16 protein-coding genes and 1 pseudogene are annotated in these 19,509 nt (G+C 73.7%); 12 read left to right on the top strand and 5 right to left on the bottom strand.

Annotated elements, in window-relative coordinates; genetic code table 11:
* Nucleotides 1–14: 14 nt before the first annotated feature.
* Nucleotides 15–509: a cysteine dioxygenase gene (locus ACZ4W9_RS35915; protein WP_467942896.1), complete on the bottom strand. Its 495-nt coding sequence runs from the start codon at nt 507–509 to the stop codon at nt 15–17.
* 688 nt (nt 510–1,197) lie between these two features.
* Between ACZ4W9_RS35915 and ACZ4W9_RS35920 the strand changes: the two genes are divergently transcribed.
* From ACZ4W9_RS35920 to ACZ4W9_RS35930, 3 genes are all read left to right on the top strand, one after another.
* Nucleotides 1,198–1,461: a WhiB family transcriptional regulator gene (locus ACZ4W9_RS35920; protein WP_003975777.1), complete on the top strand. Its 264-nt coding sequence runs from the start codon at nt 1,198–1,200 to the stop codon at nt 1,459–1,461.
* Between the two features lie 202 nt (nt 1,462–1,663).
* Nucleotides 1,664–5,341: a glycosyltransferase family 2 protein gene (locus ACZ4W9_RS35925; RefSeq protein WP_467942932.1), complete on the top strand. Its 3,678-nt coding sequence runs from the start codon at nt 1,664–1,666 to the stop codon at nt 5,339–5,341.
* Nucleotides 5,338–6,864, top strand: coding sequence for a DUF5719 family protein (locus ACZ4W9_RS35930; protein ID WP_467942899.1), 1,527 nt, complete (start codon nt 5,338–5,340; stop codon nt 6,862–6,864). The genes ACZ4W9_RS35925 and ACZ4W9_RS35930 overlap by 4 nt, the downstream gene beginning before the upstream one ends.
* A 38-nt stretch (nt 6,865–6,902) precedes the next feature.
* Here ACZ4W9_RS35930 and ACZ4W9_RS35935 read toward each other — a convergent pair whose 3' ends face one another.
* Nucleotides 6,903–7,289, bottom strand: a complete 387-nt coding sequence (locus ACZ4W9_RS35935) for a metallopeptidase family protein (RefSeq protein ID WP_467942901.1) — start codon at nt 7,287–7,289, stop codon at nt 6,903–6,905.
* Between the two features lie 350 nt (nt 7,290–7,639).
* Between ACZ4W9_RS35935 and ACZ4W9_RS35940 the strand changes: the two genes are divergently transcribed.
* The 6 genes from ACZ4W9_RS35940 (at nt 7,640) to ACZ4W9_RS35965 (ending at nt 13,484) form a co-directional block, all read left to right on the top strand.
* A complete protein-coding gene (locus ACZ4W9_RS35940) occupies nt 7,640–8,065 on the top strand; it encodes a DUF3499 domain-containing protein (protein WP_467942904.1) in 426 nt (141 codons plus the stop codon).
* Nucleotides 8,066–8,191: 126 nt separating this feature from the next.
* On the top strand, nt 8,192–9,556 hold the full coding sequence (locus tag ACZ4W9_RS35945; RefSeq protein ID WP_467942906.1) for a phosphomannomutase/phosphoglucomutase: 1,365 nt from the start codon (nt 8,192–8,194) through the stop codon (nt 9,554–9,556).
* Nucleotides 9,557–9,629: 73 nt separating this feature from the next.
* Complete coding sequence (locus ACZ4W9_RS35950; protein ID WP_181798431.1) at nt 9,630–9,800, top strand: Trm112 family protein; 171 nt, start codon at nt 9,630–9,632, stop codon at nt 9,798–9,800.
* 119 nt (nt 9,801–9,919) lie between these two features.
* Entirely contained in the window at nt 9,920–11,047 is a 1,128-nt protein-coding gene (locus tag ACZ4W9_RS35955) for an SIS domain-containing protein (RefSeq protein WP_467942909.1), read from the top strand.
* A 136-nt stretch (nt 11,048–11,183) separates the two neighbouring features.
* The gene (gene manA, locus ACZ4W9_RS35960) at nt 11,184–12,335 is read left to right on the top strand and encodes a mannose-6-phosphate isomerase, class I (RefSeq protein WP_467942911.1); all 1,152 of its coding nucleotides are present in this window, start codon (nt 11,184–11,186) and stop codon (nt 12,333–12,335) included.
* A gap of 168 nt (nt 12,336–12,503) precedes the next feature.
* Entirely contained in the window at nt 12,504–13,484 is a 981-nt protein-coding gene (locus tag ACZ4W9_RS35965; RefSeq protein ID WP_467942915.1) for a cation diffusion facilitator family transporter, read from the top strand.
* A gap of 24 nt (nt 13,485–13,508) precedes the next feature.
* Here the strand turns inward: ACZ4W9_RS35965 and ACZ4W9_RS35970 are convergent, their stop codons facing one another.
* Together ACZ4W9_RS35970 and ACZ4W9_RS35975 are read right to left on the bottom strand one after the other, a co-directional pair.
* Complete coding sequence (locus tag ACZ4W9_RS35970; protein WP_467942934.1) at nt 13,509–13,691, bottom strand: hypothetical protein; 183 nt, start codon at nt 13,689–13,691, stop codon at nt 13,509–13,511.
* Nucleotides 13,692–13,810: 119 nt separating this feature from the next.
* A pseudogene (locus ACZ4W9_RS35975) lies at nt 13,811–14,560 on the bottom strand (S26 family signal peptidase); the annotation flags it as partial.
* An 88-nt stretch (nt 14,561–14,648) separates the two neighbouring features.
* On the opposite strand from ACZ4W9_RS35975, the gene ahcY reads away from it, so the two are divergent.
* Both ahcY and ACZ4W9_RS35985 read left to right on the top strand, forming a co-directional pair.
* The gene (ahcY, locus tag ACZ4W9_RS35980; RefSeq protein WP_467942920.1) at nt 14,649–16,106 is read left to right on the top strand and encodes an adenosylhomocysteinase; all 1,458 of its coding nucleotides are present in this window, start codon (nt 14,649–14,651) and stop codon (nt 16,104–16,106) included.
* A 170-nt stretch (nt 16,107–16,276) separates the two neighbouring features.
* Nucleotides 16,277–16,891: a hypothetical protein gene (locus ACZ4W9_RS35985; RefSeq protein ID WP_467942922.1), complete on the top strand. Its 615-nt coding sequence runs from the start codon at nt 16,277–16,279 to the stop codon at nt 16,889–16,891.
* 43 nt (nt 16,892–16,934) lie between these two features.
* Here ACZ4W9_RS35985 and ACZ4W9_RS35990 read toward each other — a convergent pair whose 3' ends face one another.
* The gene (locus ACZ4W9_RS35990) at nt 16,935–17,957 is read right to left on the bottom strand and encodes an RDD family protein (RefSeq protein WP_467942924.1); all 1,023 of its coding nucleotides are present in this window, start codon (nt 17,955–17,957) and stop codon (nt 16,935–16,937) included.
* Between the two features lie 143 nt (nt 17,958–18,100).
* On the opposite strand from ACZ4W9_RS35990, the gene ACZ4W9_RS35995 reads away from it, so the two are divergent.
* The gene (locus ACZ4W9_RS35995) at nt 18,101–19,108 is read left to right on the top strand and encodes a stage II sporulation protein M (RefSeq protein ID WP_467942926.1); all 1,008 of its coding nucleotides are present in this window, start codon (nt 18,101–18,103) and stop codon (nt 19,106–19,108) included.
* Nucleotides 19,109–19,509: the final 401 nt, after the last annotated feature.

Genomic DNA, 19,509 nt, shown 5'->3' on the forward strand with positions numbered 1-19,509 from the left:
GATACGACACCGCGTCAGGCGGTCACCGTGCGCGCCGCGCAGTGCGGGGAGGCGTGCATGGGCATCTCGGTCAGCCCGGGGTGGTACACGTGCAGACTGACCGCCGGCTCCAGCGCGTCGTTGACGACCTCGTGGACGTACCCCGGCGCGAACACCCGCTGGGCACCCGCCCCCAGCGTGCGCGTGCCGCGCACGGTGTGCTCCGTGAGCGCGCCCTCCAGGACCGTGAGCACCCCCGAGGAGCGGCCGTGGTCGTGCCGTCCGCTGCCCTGCCCGGGCAGCCAGGACAGCAGCCAGACCTCGTAGCCGGGGCCGGTGCGCAGCCGGTGGTACCAGCGGGTGGTGGCGTCGAAGCGGACCAGGTGCGCCCATTGGTCCCGGTCGGCGGCGATCGAGCGGGCGAGCCCCACGAACTCGGCGATGGTGGCCGGGTGTTCGCGCGGCGGCTGGAGCAGGTGCGGGACTTCGAGGATGTCGCCGGCGATCTGGAGGTCGTTGTCGCTGTTCATGGGGGTGCGGTGGTCCTCGGCGGAAGAGTGGGGGCCGGAGCTGGGAGCGGAGCTGGGGTGACGCGTACGGTCCGCCCGGGTCGCGGGCGGGAGGGATGCCCCGGGTGAGGGGGATCAGGAGAGGCGGAACGCGGCCGAGCCGGGAGGGACTCGGGAACAGCCGGAGCGGGCGTGGCTCAACAGCTGGGACAGCAGCAACAGCTACAGCGCGCGCGGGCGGCACCGAGGGACCCGCGGGTGCGGGTCGAGGTGGGTGCCAAGTTCGCGAGCATGCCCACTAGGACATCGGTTCACACGCGCACTGTCAACTCTGCGCCCGGTATGTGGGACATGTTTCACCTCATCCGGTTTATTTCGCAGGCGAAAGGTTTGCTCATCGGGGTCTCGGGACACATGGGGCACATCCGAGCGCTCGAGCCTCGCGGAACGGCATCGAACACGGAGACGTCTTTCTCCGTACAGAGGACCTGTACGGAGAAAGACGTCTCCGTGGGTCCGGCTGCGTGTCAAGGTTTATGGCGATTTGAACACTTTCCGCATGGCCTTGGTTCCGCAGAGTGAATAACGGGCCCAATAGCAGATCTCGGCTTGACTCGCCCGGAGCAGCACACTTGTAATTTCACTCGTGTCGTTCAGCCGCAATCGGTAACGGCTACGCACGGGGACGCGAGACAGACGAGGGGCGCACATGACCGAGCTGGTGCAGCAACTGCTGGTCGACGACGCGGACGAGGAACTCGGCTGGCAGGAGCGCGCACTGTGCGCCCAGACCGACCCCGAGTCCTTCTTCCCCGAGAAGGGCGGCTCCACCAGAGAGGCCAAGAAGGTCTGCCTCGCCTGCGAGGTCCGCTCCGAGTGCCTGGAATACGCCCTCGCCAACGACGAGCGCTTCGGCATCTGGGGCGGCCTGTCCGAGCGTGAGCGCCGCCGGCTGAAGAAAGCCGCCGTGTGACCGTACGCGCGACCCCGAAGGGACCGCACGCGCGACCGCGAAGGGCACGAACGGCCCGTCGCACGTGGGTTGTCCACAGGCGGCGGGCCGTCGTCGTGCCCAGCCGATAGTGTGGGCGCTCGTCCGAGACGCCCCGCTGTCCCTCGGCCACGAGAAGACGCGGGTGTCCACCGCAGTCCATCGAACCGGGGCCCGTACCTCGATGTCCGTGCACAGCCATGCGGCAGCCCAACACCGCGCCGCGTCCGCCGGGTCTGACCCGTCCCGCCCACCCGAGTTCCCGCGCCACGTGGTGACCGCGGTCCTCGTCTCCCACGACGGCGCCCGCTGGCTGCCCGACGCGCTCGCCGGGCTGCTCGGCCAGGAGCGCCCCGTCCAGCACGCGGTGGCCGCCGACACCGGCAGCGCGGACGACTCCGCTCGGCTGCTCACCGAGGCACTCGGCGAGGCCGGCGTGCTGCACCTGGCCCGCCGCACCGGCTTCGGCCAGGCCGTGGAGGAGGCGAGCCGCACCGCGCCCGTCCTCACCCCCGAGGACCTGCCGTACCTCAAGCGCCCCAGCGGCTGGGACCCCGTCACCCGCGCCTGGCGCGACGACGCGTACGACCTGCCGGAACTGCCGCACGGCGAACCCGTCCAGTGGCTGTGGCTGCTGCACGACGACTGCGCCCCCGAACCCGACGCCCTCGCCCAGCTGTTGCGGGTCGTCGACAACGAACTCGAACTCGGCCGCGACGACGTCGCGGTCGTCGGCCCCAAGCTGCGCGGCTGGTACGACCGCCGCCAACTGCTGGAGGTCGGCGTCTCCATCGCCGACTCCGGCCGCCGCTGGACCGGTCTGGACCGCCGCGAACAGGACCAGGGACAGCACGACCACGTCCGCGACGTGCTGTCCGTGTCCACCGCCGGCATGCTCGTCCGCCGCGACGTCTTCGAACAGCTCGGCGGCTTCGACCGCCGGCTGCCCCTCATGCGCGACGACGTCGACCTGTGCTGGCGCGCCCACACCGCCGGCCACCGCGTCCTGATCGCCCCCGACGCCGTCGTCCGGCACGCCGAGGCCGCCTCCCGCGAGCGCCGCGCCGTCGACTGCGCGGGCCGCACCACCGCCTCCCCGCACAAGGTCGACAAGGCCGGCGCCGTCTACACCCTGCTCGTCAACACCCGTACGGCCGCGCTGCCCTGGGTGCTGTTCCGGCTGGTCCTCGGCACCGTCCTGCGCACCCTCGCCTACCTCGTCGGCAAGGTCCCCGGCCAGGCCCTCGACGAGATCCGCGGCCTGCTGAGCACCCTGCTGCGGCCCGAGCGGATCATCGCCGCCCGGCGCCGCCGCGGCCCCTCCCGCATCGACAAGGCCGAACTGCGCCGGCTGTTCCCGCCGCCCGGCGCCACCGTCCGGGCCACCGTGGAGCAGATCGCCGGCAACCTCACCGGCGGCTCCGACACCGACACCTCCTCGGCCGGCCGGCACGGCGGCGCCGTGGAATCCGGGCCCGGCGGCGACGACGCCGACTTCCTGGAGGTCGAGCAGTTCGCCCGGCTCAAGCGGATCGCCCGCCGGCCCGGGCCCGTCCTCTTCGTCGCGCTGCTGCTCGTCTCCCTCGCCGCCTGCCGCGCCCTGCTCGGCGGCGGCGCCCTCGCCGGCGGCGCCCTGCTGCCCGTCCCGGCCGGCGCGACCGACCTGTGGTCGCGCTACCTGGACGCCTGGCACCCGACGGGCACCGGCGGCACCCCGGCCGCACCGCCCTACCTGGCCCTCGTCGCCACCCTGGCCTCCCTCCTGTTCGGCTCCACCGGCCTCGCCGTCACCGCCCTGCTGGTCTGCTCCGTGCCGCTCGCCGGCTGCACCGCCTACCTCGCCTCCCGGCCCCTGGTCCCCTCCCGGCTGCTGCGCGCCTGGGCCGCCGTCGCCTACGCCTTCCTGCCCGCCACCACCGGCGCCCTGGCCGGCGGCCGCGTCGGCACCGCCGTCCTCGCCGTGCTGCTGCCGCTCATCGCGCGCGCGGGCATCGCCGCGAGCGGCCTGGCGGCCCGCGCCGGCACCCGCGGCAGCTGGCGCGCCACCTGGGCGTACGCGCTGCTGCTGACCATCGCCACCGCCTTCACGCCGATCGTCTGGCCGCTCGCGCTGCTGCTCGGCCTCGGCGTCCTGGTGCTGCGCCGCCGCGACCTGCTCGGCTACGGACCGCGCTTCCTCGCCCAGCTCGGCACCCCGCTGCTGGTCCTCGCCCCCTGGTCGCTGACCCTGCTGCCGACCGGCTTCTTCCGCGAGGCCGGCCTGGAATACGGCCCCTCGGCCGCCTCTGCGTCCGACCTGCTCGGCGCCGCCCCCGGCGGCCCCGGCACGGTGAACGGCCTGCTGCTCCTCGGCATCGTCCTCGCGGCGCTCGCCGCCCTGCTGCGCTCCGAACGGCGGCTCGGCATCCACACCGCCTGGGCCGTCGCCCTGGCCGGCCTCGTCTTCGCGGTGCTGTCCAACCGGTCCGCCTGGGCCGGACCGGCCACCCTCGTCTACGGCATCGCCCTGCTGGCCGCCGCCGTCCTCGGCGCCGACGGCGCCCGCGCGCGCGTGGCCGAGCAGAGCTTCGGCTGGCGCCAGCCCGTCGCCGCCCTGATCGCCCTCGCCTCGGCCGCCGGCCCGCTGCTCGTCGCCGGCGGCTGGGTGATCCGCGGCGCAGACGGCCCCCTGGAGCGCCGCGACCCGGCCCAGGTGCCCGCGTTCGTCGCCGAGGACTCCACCGGCGGCGACCAGGCCCGCACCCTGATCCTGGACAGCGACTCGCCCGCGCGCGTGCGCTACAGCCTGGTCCGCGGCTCCGGCGCCCGCATGGGAGACGCCGAGTTCACCGCCGCCACCGGCGGGAACAGCCGCCTGGACCAGACCGTCGCCCACCTGGTGGCAGGTTCCGGCGCCGACCAGGCCACCGAACTCGGCGGCTTCGCCGTGCGCTACGTCCTCGTCCACCAGGGCGCCCCCCGCGAGATCACCCGCGTCCTCGACGCCACCCCCGGCCTGACCCGGCTCAGCCAGCAGAACGGCGCCGCCCTGTGGCGCGTCGGCCAGGAGGTCTCCCGCGCGGCCATCGTGCCCGCCGGCGGCTCCGGCAAGGCCCGGCCGGTCCCCGCCGGGCCGGTGGAGGTGCACACCACCGTCCCCGCCGGCTCCGACGGCCGCGTCCTGCGCCTGGCCGACGCCGCCGACGACGGCTGGACCGCCACCCTCGACGGCAAGCCGCTCACCCGCACCACCGTCGACGGCTGGGCCCAGGGCTTCCGGCTCCCCGCCCGGGGCGGCCGGCTCGACGTCACCTACGACACCCCGCTCGGTCACACGGCCTGGCTCTGGGCGCAGGGCCTGCTCGCCGTCGTCCTGGTCGTCCTCGCCCTGCCCGGCCGCCGCCGCGACGTCGACGACGACCTGCCCGAGGAGCAGCCGCCGCCCGCCCAGGCCACCGCGGGCGAGGGCCGCCGCGCCCGCCGCCTGCGCGCCCAGGCCGAGGAACCGTCCGCCGGGGAACCGCCCGCCGGGGAGGGGCCCGGCACCCTCCCACCCCCGGCCGCCGTACCCCGGCAGCAGCCGTACGAGGCGTACGACCCGGCCGCGTACGCGCACACCGGATACGCCGGCTACGGCGCCGACCCGTACCCGGCCGCGACCGGCTACGACCAGCAGCCGTACCCGCAGCCCGACCCCTACCAGACGGCGGCCCCCTACGACTCGTACGGCTACGGCGGCACCGACGACCAGCCGTCCTACGACCCGACGGCCTACCGGCACCAGGGCTACGACCCGGCGTACGACCCCGCGCCGCAGGGTCACGACCCGGCCCAGCACCCCCACGGCACCGGCAGCCAGCGTCCCGACGGGAGCCAGCAGTGAACCGCACCACCCTGTCCCTGATCGCCGGCACGGCCGCGCTGGCCGCCGTCACCGCGTTCGCCGCGGTCGACTCGCCGTCCGCGTCCGGCGCCGCTCCCCGGGCGGCCGCCCGGCTGCCCGTGGAGCGCACCGGCCTGGTGTGCCCGGCACCCAGCACCTCGGACCTCGCCGAGACGGCGTACACCTCGTTCACGCCCGTCACCAAGGGCGCCGCGAGCGGCGGCGCGGCCCGGCTGCGGGCGGCCGGCGAGCAGCCGGCGGACGACGGGTCCGGCGAGGGCAAGGGGGACGAGGGGGGCAAGGGCAAGAAGGGCGAGGGCAAGAAGGCCGGGCAGCCGGTGCTCACGCCGAAGGCGCCGGGCACGCCGGCCACCGGCGACACCTCCGGCGGGGACGCCCCCGCGCTCGTCGGCACCGCGGACGGCGCCTTCGCACCCGGCTGGACCGTCCAGGAGACCACCGAGGTCGCCGCCGGCACCGGCCGCGGCCTGCTCGGCGTCACCTGCGCCGGCGCGGACACCGAGTTCTGGTTCCCGGGCGCGAGCACGGCCGCCGGCCGCACCGACTACGTCCACCTGACCAACCCCGACGACTCCGCCGCCGTGGTCGACATCGAGCTGTACGGCAAGGACGGCGAGGTCAAGGCCCCGCTGGGCGAGAACCTCACCATCGGCCCGGGAGCGAGCGACGCGATCCTGCTCCCCACGCTCACCGAGGAACGGCAGGCCGACCTGACCGTGCACGTCGGCGTGCGCGGCGGCCGGGTCGGCGCGGCCGTGCGGGCCCTGGACGACAAGGCGGGCGGCGACTGGCTGGCCCCCGCCGCCGACCCGGCCGCCGACCTGGTCCTGCCCGGCATCCCCAAGGACGCCACCGACGTCCGCCTGATCGCCTTCGCCCCCGGCGACGACGACGCCGACCTGAAGATCCGGCTGGCCTCGCCCGACGGCCTGATCACCCCGGCCGGGCACGAGACCGCGCACATCAAGTCCGGTATGACGGCGGCGGTCGACCTCGGCGACATCACCCGCGGCGAGGCCGGCTCCCTGGTCCTCACCCCGACCGGCCGGGCCGTCCCGGTCGTCGCGGCACTCCAGGTGGTGCGGGGCAAGGGCGACCAGCGGGAGACGGCGTTCATCCCGGCCACCGCCGCCGTCGGCACGCGCGCGACCTCGGCCGGCAACGGCGCGAAGGGCACGACGCTCGCCCTGACGGCGCCCGAGGGCACGGCCACGGTCAAGGTCACCGCCTCGGCGGGCAGCGAGGGCGGCACCCCGGCGGCCAAGACGTTCACGATCAGGCCGGGCACCACGCAGAACGTGGACGCCCCGGTCCCGACGGGCCTGAAGGGCACCTACGCCCTCACCGTCGAACCCGTCTCCGGCGGCCCCGTCTACGGCTCCCGCACCCTCACCGCCCGCACCCGCTCCACCGCCGCCTTCACCGTCCAGACCCTCCCCGGCGACCGCGGCCTGGTATCGGTGCCGGAGACGGAGCAGGACCTGTCGATCCTGCAGAAGTAGCGGGCCGGGGCGGCCCGGGGGGCGTGTGCGGCGCCGCCCTAGTCCTCCCCGTACCGGGGATCCACGGTCTCCGGGGTCAGTCCCAGCAGCTCCGCCACCTGCTCCACGACCACCTCGTGCACCAGCGCGGCCCGCTCGTCGCGCCCCTTGGTCCGGATCTCCACCGGCCGCCGGTACACGACCACCCGGGCCCGCCGCCCGTCCCGCGCCGGCACCACCCCGCCGAGCGGTACGGTCTCGTCCTCCCACACCGGTCCGTCGCCCCGCCCGTCCAGCCGGGGCACCTCCAGCACCAGGAAGTCGATGTCGGCCAGCTGCGGCCAGCGCCGCTCGAGACGGTCCACGGAGTCCTGCACCAGATCCGCGAACACCTCGGCCCGGCTGGCGGCCAACGGCACCTGCGGCGGCGCGATCGGCCCCCGCATGCCCCGCCCGTGACGATCACGGCGACGGGGCCCGGGGCCGCTGGCACGGGGCGGTACACGGTTGTCCATCACCGGTGAAGCGTAGTCCCCGCACCCTGTGCGCGTCCGGCTCCACACGGCAACCGGCCCCCGCCGCCCCTGTCGCAGGATGACCATTCAGGCCAACGTCTGGCTCGTTTCCGTAACTTTCCGAGACCACCGAAATCAAGGCAATTGACGCTGTTTGTGCCGACTCCTGACCGGACGCGCCTCCTCCGGTCCCGCGCCGCGATGCCGTCCACGCAGGTCAACACGGTCCCCCCGAAGGGGTGTGTGGGGCGTTTCACACCCCGACACGGTGGAGTGACCTGGTGGAGAGTCGTCGCGGCCCGCTCAAGAGTGCGGTACCGTCCAACATCGTGAGCCCTGTACGTCGCTGTTCGCGCACCGCCTGCGGCCGACCCGCCGTCGCGACGCTGACGTACGTCTACGCCGACTCGACCGCGGTCCTCGGCCCGCTCGCCACCTACGCCGAACCCCACTGCTACGACCTGTGCGCCGAGCACTCCGAGCGCCTCACTGCCCCGCGCGGCTGGGAGGTCGTACGACTCCTCGACGGCTCCGCGCCCGCGCGGCCCAGCGGCGACGACCTCGAAGCGCTCGCCAACGCCGTGCGCGAGGCGGCCCGCCCCCAGGAGCGCGCGGCCGAGGCGGGCGGCGGCGGAGCCCGCGCCGTGGACCCCATGGAGGTCGCCCGCCGCGGCCACCTCAGGGTCCTGCGGTCCCCGGACAACTGACCGCGGTTCCCGGACGGCCGACCACACCGGGCGACATTCCGGGACCTCCGCCCGGTGTCCGCACGCCTCCCCCCGTCCCGCGACGGGTAGTTTTGGGCACCCACCAGGACTTTCAGGAGGTTGGCCGTGGCTGCTGATCTGTCACAGATCGTGAAGGCGTACGACGTGCGCGGAGTGGTCCCGGACCAGTGGGACGAGGCACTGGCCGCACTCTTCGGCGCCGCCTTCGCGGACGTGACAGCGGCGGCGGCCGTCGTCGTCGGCCACGACATGCGCCCCTCGTCCCCCGGCCTCTCCCGCGCCTTCGCGCGCGGCGCGGCGGACCGCGGCGTGGACGTCGTGGAGATCGGCCTGTGCTCCACCGACCAGCTGTACTACGCCTCGGGCGCGCTGGACCTGCCGGGCGCGATGTTCACGGCCTCGCACAACCCGGCCCGGTACAACGGCATCAAGATGTGCCGCGCGGGCGCCGCCCCCGTCGGCCAGGACACCGGCCTCGCGCAGATCCGCGAGCTGGTCGAGCACTGGCTCGCCGAAGGCGCCCCGGAACCCGCGGCCCGGCCGGGCACCCTCTCCTCCCGCGAGACCCTGGAGGAGTACGCGGCGCACCTGCGCTCCCTGGTCGACCTCGCCTCCCTGCGCCCCCTGAAGGTCGTGGTGGACGCCGGCAACGGCATGGGCGGCCACACGGTCCCGCCGGTCTTCGCCGGCCTGCCCCTGACCCTCGTCCCGATGTACTTCGAACTGGACGGCACCTTCCCGAACCACGAGGCCAACCCGCTCGACCCGGCCAACCTCGTGGACCTGAGCAAGCGGGTCCCGGCGGAGGGCGCCGACCTCGGCATCGCCTTCGACGGCGACGCCGACCGCTGCTTCGTCGTGGACGAGAACGGCGACCCCGTCTCCCCGTCCGCGATCACCGCGCTGGTCGCCGCCCGCGAACTGGCCCGCAACGGCGGCAAGGGCACCGTCATCCACAACCTGATCACCTCCCGCACGGTCCCGGAGGTCGTCCGGGAGAACGGGGGCACCCCGGTCCGCACCCGGGTCGGCCACTCCTTCATCAAGGCCGAGATGGCCCGTACCGGCGCCATCTTCGGGGGCGAGCACTCGGCGCACTACTACTTCAAGGACTTCTGGAACGCCGACACCGGCATGCTCGCCGCCCTGCACGTCCTCGCGGCCCTCGGCGGCCAGGACGGCCCGCTGTCCGCCCTGGTCGCGCAGTACGACCGCTACCGCGGCTCCGGCGAGATCAACTCCACCGTCGCCGACCAGTCCGCGCGCCTCGCCGCGATCCGCGCCGCGTACGAGGGCCGTGCCGACGTCACCCTCGACGACCTCGACGGCCTCACGGTCGCCGCCGCCGACTGGTGGTTCAACGTCCGCCCGTCCAACACCGAGCCGCTGCTCCGCCTGAACGCCGAGGCGAAGGACGAGGCGACGATGGCCAAGATCCGCGACGAGGCCCTGGCGATCATCAGGGGCTGAGCGGTCCGCCCGACGGCGGTACGCTGACCGGGCATATCCACCGACACCCATCCGCCCCCCGAAGGGACACCCCATGGCGCTCGAAGCCGGCCTCCTGGAGATCCTCGCCTGCCCGGCCTGCCACGCCCCCCTGAAGGAGCAGGACACCGAGCTGATCTGCACCGGCCCGGACTGCGGCCTCGCCTACCCGGTCCGCGACGGCATCCCGGTCCTGCTGGTCGACGAGGCCCGCCGCCCCGCGTGACCGGGCACCCCACCGCCCGCGAGAGCGCCGGCGCCGCCCGGTTCGACCGCCGGCGCCGCGTGACGGGGCCCGTCACCTCGTAGCATCCCAGGATCCCCGGCGACCGGAGGCTGCCGCCCATGCTGGACGAATCGCTGCTCGACACCCCGGAGGGCCTCGCCGAGGCCGACCACCGAGGTCTGCTGCGCGGCGCGGCGGAGGCCGGCGCCCGCGTCCGCACCGCCGCCCGGAACGCCGCCGAGGCCGGTGTCGGCGGTCTGAAGCCCGACGGCCGCCCCCGCGCGGTCCTCATCGCGGGCCCCGGAGCCGCCGCCACCCACACCGCCGACCTGCTCGGCACGCTGGCCGGCCCGGGCAGCCCCGTCGTGCGGCTCGCCCCGGCGGGCGTCGCCCCGGCCGCGGGCGCCCTGCGCTGGGAGCTGCCGGGCTGGGCCGGCGCCGTGGACCTGCTGCTGATCGCCACCCCGGACGGCACCGAACCGAGCCTGTCCCTCCTCGCCGAACAGGCCTACCGCCGCGGCTGCTCCGTCGTCGGCGTGGCCCCGCCGCAGACCCCGCTCGCCGAGGCGGTCGCCGGGGCGCACGGCCTGTTCCTGCCGATGGAGACGGCCCCGTACGACCAGGAGGAACCGCTCGCCGCGTCCTCCCCCGGAGTGCTCTGGGCGCTGCTGACCCCGCTGCTGGCGCTCCTGGACCGGGTCGGCCTGATCGACGCCCCGCCGGAGGCCCTGGAGAAGGTCGCCGACCGCCTGGACCACATCGCCGAGCGCTGCGGACCCGCCATCGCGACCTACGGCAACCCGGCCAAGACCCTCGCCGCCGAGCTGGCCGACGCGCTGCCCGTGGTGTGGACGGAGGGCACCTCGGCCGGCCCGGCGGGCCGCCGGTTCGCCGCCGCCCTCGCCGAACTCGCCGGCCGCCCGGCCCTGGTCGCCGAACTGCCCGAGGCGCTCGCCGCGCACAGCGCCCTGCTGGCCGGCCCGCTCGCCGCCAGCGCCGACCCGGACGACTTCTTCCGCGACCGCGTGGAGGAGCCGCCCGCCCTGCACGCACGCGTGGTGCTGCTGCGCGACCGCCCGATCAGCGGCCTCACCGCCGCCCCCGCCGCCCGCGACGTGGCCCTCGGCCACGACACGCCGGTCAGCGAACTCGAACCGGAGGAGGGCGGCGAACTGGAGACCCTCGCGGAACTGATCGCCGTCACGGATTTCGCCGCCGTTTACCTGGCGCTCGCTTCGGGGGCCTGATCTGGCTCCCGGCCCACCGCCCGCACCCGCCGCCGGGCCCGGACCTCCCGCCGGAGGCACGGGCAGACCCGGCGGCGCCCGGAGCGGACGCGACGGCGCCGGCCGAGCAGCGCACGTACGGAGACAGAGAAGACACATGGACCGCCTCGACAACACCATCCGCCCCTACGCCTGGGGCTCCCCGACCGCCATTCCGCACCTCCTGGGCGTCGAGCCGACCGGCGAACCCCAGGCGGAGATGTGGATGGGCGCGCACCCCGGCGCCCCGTCGCGCACCCCGCGCGGCACCCTCGCCGAGGTCGTCGAGGCCGACCCGGAGCGGGAACTCGGCGCCCGCGCGGTCGCCAGGTTCGGCCCCCGGCTGCCGTTCCTGCTCAAGATCCTCGCCGCCGGCGCGCCCCTGTCCCTCCAGGTGCACCCGGACCTGGCGCAGGCCAGGGAGGGATACGCCGAGGAGGAGCGGCGGGGCGTCCCGGCCGACGCCCCGCACCGCACCTACAAGGACGCCAACCACAAGCCCGAACTGATCTGCGCGCTCACCGAGTTCGACGGGCTGTGCGGCTTCCGCGACCCCGCGCGGGCCGCCGGTCTGCTCGACGGGCTCGGCGTCGACTCCCTCAAGCCGTACGTCGACCTGCTGCACGCCCGTCCCGAGGACGCGGCCCTGCGCGAGGTCCTCACCGCGGTCCTCACCGCCGACCCGCAGGAGATGGCCCGGACGGTCGCCGAGGCCACCGCCGCCTGCGTCCGTCTCGGCGGCGCCTACGCCCCCTACGCCGACATCGCCCAACACTACCCCGGCGACCCCGGCGTGATCGCGGCCATGCTCCTCAACCACGTGCGACTGCAACCGGGCGAGGCCCTGTATCTCGGCGCCGGCATCCCGCACGCCTACCTCAGCGGCCTGGGCGTGGAGATCATGGCCAACTCCGACAACGTCCTGCGCTGCGGCCTGACCCCCAAGCACGTCGACGTCCCCGAGCTGCTGCGGATCGTCCGCTTCGAGCCGAGCGACCCCGGCGTGCTGCGCCCCGAGGCGTCCCCGGACGGCGAGGAGGTCTACGAGACGCCGATCGACGAGTTCCGGCTCTCGCGCTACGTCCTGCCCGAGGGCGGTCCCGCCCGCGACCTCACCCGCGACACCCCGCAGATCCTGCTCTGCACGGCCGGCACCGTCCGGGCGGGCGAGCACGAGCTGCGCCCCGGCCGGTCGGTCTTCGTCCCGGCCGGCGAGGAGGCGGAGATCTCGGGCGCGGGCACGGTCTTCCGCGCCACCGTGATCGTATGACCGGGGGTTGTGGGTAGACGGGCGTTCATATGACCGGGGCTGTGGATATCTGACACGCCGGTGCCCGGCCGGGCTGTAAGAATGGCCCACCGGCAAAGGCCGGGCAAAGCCGGGCACCTGCCCGGACGGAGCACGAGGCCGACACAGGCGAAGGGACAACGCGAACACATGAGCGCGTCAGGCGGTACGAAGGCGATCGTGGCGGCACTGGGCGCCAATCTCGCGATCGCGGCATCGAAGTTCGTGGCGTTCGCGTTCAGCGGCTCCTCCTCGATGCTCGCCGAGGGCGTCCACTCGCTCGCCGACTCCGGCAACCAGTTCCTGCTGCTCGTCGGCGGCAAGAAGGCACAGCGCCAGGCCACCCCCCAGCACCCCTTCGGCTACGGCCGCGAGCGGTTCATCTACGCCTTCCTGGTCTCGATCGTCCTCTTCTCCATCGGCGGCATGTTCGCCGTCTACGAGGGCTACGAGAAGATCCGCCACCCGCACGATCTGGAGAACTGGTACTGGCCGGTCGGCGTCCTGGTCTTCGCGATCCTCGCCGAGGGCTTCTCCTTCCGCACGGCCATCAAGGAGTCCAACGCACTGCGCGGCAAGCTCTCCTGGAAGGAGTTCATCCGCCGCGCCAAGGCGCCCGAGCTGCCCGTCGTCCTCCTGGAGGACTTCGGCGCGCTCATCGGTCTGGTCCTCGCCCTCGGCGGCGTCGGCCTCTCCCTGCTCACCGGCGACGGCGTCTGGGACGGCGTCGGCACCCTCTGCATCGGCATCCTGCTCGTCCTGATCGCCCTGGTCCTGGCCGCCGAGACCAAGTCGCTGCTGCTCGGCGAGGCCGCGGGCGCCGAGGACGTCAAGAAGATCGAGGCCGCGATCGTCGACGGCGACACGGTCACCCGCATCATCCACATGCGCACGCTGCACCTCGGCCCCGAGGAACTGCTGGTCGCCGCCAAGATCGCCGTCCGGCACGACGACACGGCCACCGAGATCGCCACCGCCATAGACGCCGCCGAGGCCCGCGTCCGCGCCACCGTCCCCATCGCCCGCGTCATCTACCTGGAACCGGACATCTACAGCGAGGCCGAGGCCGCCAAGGGCCCGGACCCGGAGGCCACCCCGGGCGGCCCCACCCCGCACCCCGCCGGCCACTGACCACGCCCGGTGCGGCGGCCGGCCTCAGAGGTGCCGCACCGGCCAGGGCGCCGGCGGCACCACCGGCGCCCTCCGCCGCCGTACCAACAGGAAGCCGATCCCCAGCCCGCCACCCGTGAGCACCAGCGCCCCGCCGGCCAGCAGGGCCGTGCCCAGCAGCGCCGGGCCCGCGCGCCCGTCCGCCACCCGTCCCCGCACGGCGTCCACGGGAACGGTCCCGCCGTGGTCCGAGGCGAAGAAACGGGAGTCCCGCGCGTCGGACCGGGGTCGCCCAGCAGGAAGAGCCGGCCCTCGGGCACCGTCACGTCGTACGGCCGGTTCACACCGTCGGCGGCGCCCTCATACAGACAGGGCTCCGCGACCGGCCTGCCGTTCACGGTGACCCGCGCCCCGGTGCCGACGGCCGTGCAGCACGCCACGCGGTCGCCGCCCACACCGCTCACCCGCTGCATGACGACACCCTCGGTCCCGTAGCGCCCCGGCATCGAGAGCATCACCACCTCACCGCGCCGCACCTCGCTCCCGTCCATCCGTTCCCAGACGATCCGGTCACCCCGGTGGTACGTCGGCTCCATGCTCGAACTCGAAAGAGTGCCCGAGCCGTAGGCGCCGCGCCCGTACAGCCAGGCGCCCCCGGCCGGCGCCACGCCCAGCAGCCCCACCACGAGCGCCGCGACCCCCCAGTCCGCGGCGCGGAGCACAGCGGCCGTCCCGGGAACGGCCTGCGCGTCGGCCGGGCGGAGCCACCCCGCCTCGGCGGAGCGGCCGGACGGGACCCCGTCCACCGCTCCCGGCGGCGCCTGACCCGAGCGACGCCGTCCCGGCCGCCCCGCGAGCCGAACCGGACGACCCGGCCCCCCGCGTCCTGCACCGCCCCACCCCCATCGCCCCGGAACCCCCACCCGGCCGACCTCGGGAAGACGCGACGAATCCGGACGCGGACTGGGGGCGACCCGGTCGTCCGGTGTAGCTTGGGACGGAGCCAGACGTCGCTGCTGATGGCGGTCGGGCGGCCCACACGGGCCGACCGAGGGAGAGAGGGCCTCCGACGGACTGCGCTGCGCGCACGCGGGCATGCCTGTGTCCTTTCTCGGGCACCCCTGTGTCCGCCGCCGCGCAGACCAGCCGTACCCACCTCGCCCCAACCCCGAGGAGCAGCTCGTAATGACGACTGTCGACAACCGACAGGACTTCAAGGTCGCCGATCTTTCGCTGGCCGAGTTCGGCCGCAAGGAGATCACTCTCGCCGAGCATGAGATGCCCGGTCTGATGGCGATCCGTAAGGAGTACGCCGAGGCGCAGCCGCTGGCCGGTGCGCGGATCACGGGTTCGCTGCACATGACGGTGCAGACGGCCGTGCTGATCGAGACCCTGGTCGCTCTGGGCGCGCGGGTGCGCTGGGCGTCCTGCAACATCTTCTCCACCCAGGACCACGCGGCCGCGGCGATCGCGGTGGGCCCGCGGGGCACGCCGGAGGAGCCGCGGGGTGTGCCGGTGTTCGCCTGGAAGGGCGAGACGCTGGAGGAGTACTGGTGGTGCACCGAGCAGGCGCTGACCTGGCCGGACAGCCCCACCGGCGGTCCGAACATGATCCTGGACGACGGTGGTGACGCCACGCTGCTGGTCCACAAGGGCGTGGAGTACGAGAAGGCCGGTGAGGTCCCCGCGCTGGAGACCGCCGAGTCCGACGAGCACCGTGTCATCCTCCAGCTGCTGCACCGCACCGTCTCGGGCGGTTCGCGGAAGTGGACGCAGCTGGCGTCGGAGATCCGCGGGGTGACCGAGGAGACCACGACGGGTGTGCACCGCCTGTACGAGATGCAGCGCGAGGGCTCCCTGCTGTTCCCGGCGATCAACGTCAACGACGCCGTGACCAAGTCGAAGTTCGACAACAAGTACGGCTGCCGTCACTCCCTGGTCGACGGCATCAACCGTGCGACCGACGTGCTGATCGGCGGGAAGACCGCCGTGGTGTGCGGGTACGGCGATGTGGGCAAGGGCTGCGCGGAGTCGCTGCGCGGGCAGGGTGCGCGGGTGATCGTGACCGAGATCGACCCGATCTGCGCGCTGCAGGCGGCGATGGACGGTTACCAGGTGACGACGCTGGACGAGGTCGTGGAGACGGCCGACATCTTCGTCACCACGACCGGCAACAAGGACATCATCATGGCCTCGGACATGGCCCGGATGAAGCACCAGGCGATCGTGGGGAACATCGGCCACTTCGACAACGAGATCGACATGGCGGGTCTGGCGAAGGCGCCGGGCATCGTCAAGGACGAGGTCAAGCCGCAGGTCCACACCTGGACGTTCCCCGACGGCAAGAAGATCATCGTGCTGTCCGAGGGCCGTCTGCTCAACCTGGGCAACGCCACCGGTCACCCGTCGTTCGTGATGTCCAACTCCTTCGCGGACCAGACCCTGGCCCAGATCGAGCTGTTCACCAAGCCCGACGCGTACCCGATCGGCGTGTACACGCTGCCCAAGCACCTCGACGAGAAGGTCGCCCGCCTCCACCTCGACGCCCTCGGCGTCAAGCTGACCACGCTGCGCCCGGAGCAGGCGGCGTACATCGGTGTGGACGTCGACGGCCCGTACAAGCCGGACCACTACCGCTACTGAGCCGTAGATCCCCCGGCCCGACCGCCGGGGGAGTGCGCCGGTCACCGGCGCCTCCTCCGTCACCAGGTCCTCCGAGAGGCAGGCCCCCGCACCCCCGTGCCGGGGGCCTGCCCCTTTGGCCCCGACCCACGACCTCCGGCCGGACCAGCCCGTCAAGACCCAGGACCCCCATGCCCCGCGGCCGTTATTCGCTCCACGATCCGCACGATCACACCCCCCTCGCGGAAGAACACTTCCAGTGCGCCCCCGGCCCGTCCGGCTGGCGCTACGTCTCCCGGCTGGCCGGCCCCGCCGGCGAGCACCGGGGCTCGGTGGACCTCGCCCTGGACGACCTCGGCCGTCCCCTCCGCCTCGAACTGCACGCGGGTGACTGGCAGGTCCGCGGCGCCGCCCTCGACGGCGTCACCTGGGTCCGCACCGACCCCACCGGCCTCCATGCCACCGAAGGCAATGTGCGCGCCCACGCCTTCACCGGCACCTCCCCCGCGTTCCTCGTCGCCATCGCCCGGCTCCTGCGCCTCACCCCCTCGTCCGCCGCGACCCGCGTCCGCCTCGTGGCCTTCACCGACCCCGTCCTCGCCCCCCGCACCGTGGACCAGTCCTGGGCCCTGGTGAACAGCGAAGCACACGCCACTGACAACGGCCCCCTGACCGTGGACGAGTACCAGGTCACAGCCCTGGACACCGGCGAACAGCACACCGTCCACCTCGCCGGCGACGTGGTCCTGGCCGCGCCCGGCATCGAGCTGGAGGACCTCCAGTCACCGCCGTCGCGGTTCGACTGACCCACGGCCCCGGGCCGCGCGGGCGGTACCGGCCGCGGCCCGCCTACGCCGGCGGCACGAACCCGGTGGCCGGCGGTCCGGTCGGCGGCTCCTCGCGCCCCGGTCGCGGAGGAGTGCCGGGCGCGGCAGGGGAGGACCCGGACGCATACGAGCCGTCGGGCCGCACCGGCCCCTGGACCTGCGCCTCGTACGGCCAGAGCCCGCTTCGCTGATTCCCCTGCGACAGGGGAGGGCGCCAAGAGGCCGGAACCCCGGCCTGCCCCGCCGGCGACGCGAACCCATCGGTGCCCGGACCGCCGCCACCGACCGCCGTACCACCGCCGGCGAACACCCGCCGGGCCTCACGGGACTGCCGCTCGTGCAGCACGGCCGCGAGGAAGGCGGCCGGCGGCAGATCCGGCGGCACCGGCGCACCCGTACGCCCCGCGAGGTCGGCCGCCAGCCGCTGTGCCATGTCCCCCGACACCCGCGGATCGAGCTGCGCCATCCGGGTCAGGTACTGCCGGACGGCGAGCCACAGCCCGTCCGGCACCGCCGACAGATCCAGCCCGGCGAACCGCCCAGCGAGCCACGGAGGCGGAGGCGGCACGAATCCGGCCCGCCCCGCGGGTATCCGTTCCCGCACGACCAGCGTCCCCGCGAACACATCGCCGAGCCGCCGTCCCCGCGCCGAGACCAGCGAGGCGATACACGCCACCACGCCGAGCGTCATCAGGATCTCGACCACGCCGATCGCGCCCCGCACCAACGCGTGCCGGAACCGGATCGGCCCGCCGTCGTCCCGGACCACCCGCAGCCCGAACGCCAGCTTCCCCAGCGAACGCCCGTGGCTGAGCGTCTCGACGGCGATCGGCCCGCCGACCAGCACCAGCAGGAACGACGCGATCGACAGCGCCACCTGCGCGGCCTCGTCCAGCGACGCCGTCGACGCCACCAGCACCACGACCACGACGACATACGCGACCATCGCCACCGCCAGGTCGAGCAACACGGCGAGCGCCCTGCTCGGCAGCTTCGCGGGCCGCAGTTCGAGCGCCACCGCCTCGCCGGTCACCAGCTCACTCACGCCAGCCGTCCTTCCCTGGTCCGCCCCCTGATCCGCAAGTCTGCCAAGCTGAGGGCGGATCGCGTCGCGGTACGACAAGCTGACAGGAAGTACGAGCGTCCACGACGAGCCGTGGACGACCAGCCGAGGAGCAGGCAGACCCGATGGACCTGGACGTCTTCGTCTCCGTACACCGAGCCGAATGGGACCGGCTCGATGCGCTGCTCCGCCGCCGGCGCCGGCTCACCGGCCCCGAGGCAGACGAACTCGTCACCCTCTACCAGCGCACCGCCACCCACCTCTCCCTCATCCAGTCCAGCGCTCCCGACCCGCAGCTGACCGGACGGCTGAGCCAGCTCGTGGCACGCGCGCGCAGCGCCGTCGCCGGCGCCCGCCGGGCCTCGTGGCGGGACGTCACGCACTTCCTGGGCCGCGGCTTCCCGGCCGCCGTCTACCGCGCCCGCCACTGGTGGGTGCCCACGGCGCTCGTGTCGACCGCCGTCGCCGTCCTCCTGGGCTGGTGGATCGGCACCCATCCCGAGGTGCAGTCGTCCATCGCGGCCCCCGGCCAGCTGCGCGAGCTGACCCGGCCGGGCGGCGAGTACGAGACCTACTACTCCAGTCATCCCGCGGCCGCCTTCGCCGCCCAGGTGTGGACGAACAACGCTCAGGCCGCGGCGATGTGCCTGGTCCTCGGCGTCTTCCTGGGCCTGCCCGTCCTCTGGATCCTCTTCCAGAACATGCTGAACCTGGGCGTGGGCTTCGGCCTCATGTCGTCGGCGGGCCGCCTCGACACCTTCCTCGGCCTGGTCCTTCCGCACGGCCTGCTCGAACTGACCGCAGTCTTCGTCGCCGCCGGCACGGGACTGCGCCTGGGCTGGACGCTGATCGATCCCGGCCCGCGCACGCGGCGGGCGGCTCTCGCGGAGGAGGGACGCGCGGCCATCGGCATGGCGATCGGCCTTGCCCTGATCCTGTTCGTCTCCGGTGCCATAGAAGGCTTCGTCACCCCCTCCGGCCTGCCCACCTGGGCTCGCATCGGCATCGGAATCGCGGCCGAGCTGGCATTTCTCGCGTACGTCTACGTACTCGGCGGCCGCGCGGCCCACGCCGGCGAGACGGGCGATCTGGGGACGGCGGAGCGCAGCGCGTCCCTGCCCACGGCCGCCTGATCCCGCCGATGTGCACTCACCCCCTCTGAGCTGCTAGTCTCCTCTTCGCCCCGCAAGAGCCGTTGACACGGAGGGAGTGGGGAGGTAGATTCAATGAGTTGTCTGGAGCTGGACATCCGGCCGGACAGTCGCTAGAATCTACTTGATGCCTCAGAGAGTCGTGAATGGCACTCAAGAGAACATCCCCCGATTACTCAGAAATGAGCGGCCGGTCAGACCGGCCAAGAACTTCTGATAAAGTCGGAACCGCCGGAAAGGGAAACGCGAGAGCGGAAACCTGGAAAGCACCGAGGAAATCGGATCGAAAAAAGATCTGATAGAGTCGGAAACGCAAGACCGAAGGGAAGCGCCCGGAGGAAAGCCCGAGAGGGTGAGTACAAAGGAAGCGACCGTTCCTTGAG

It is taken from the genome of Streptomyces sp. NPDC029296 (genome assembly GCF_055569255.1).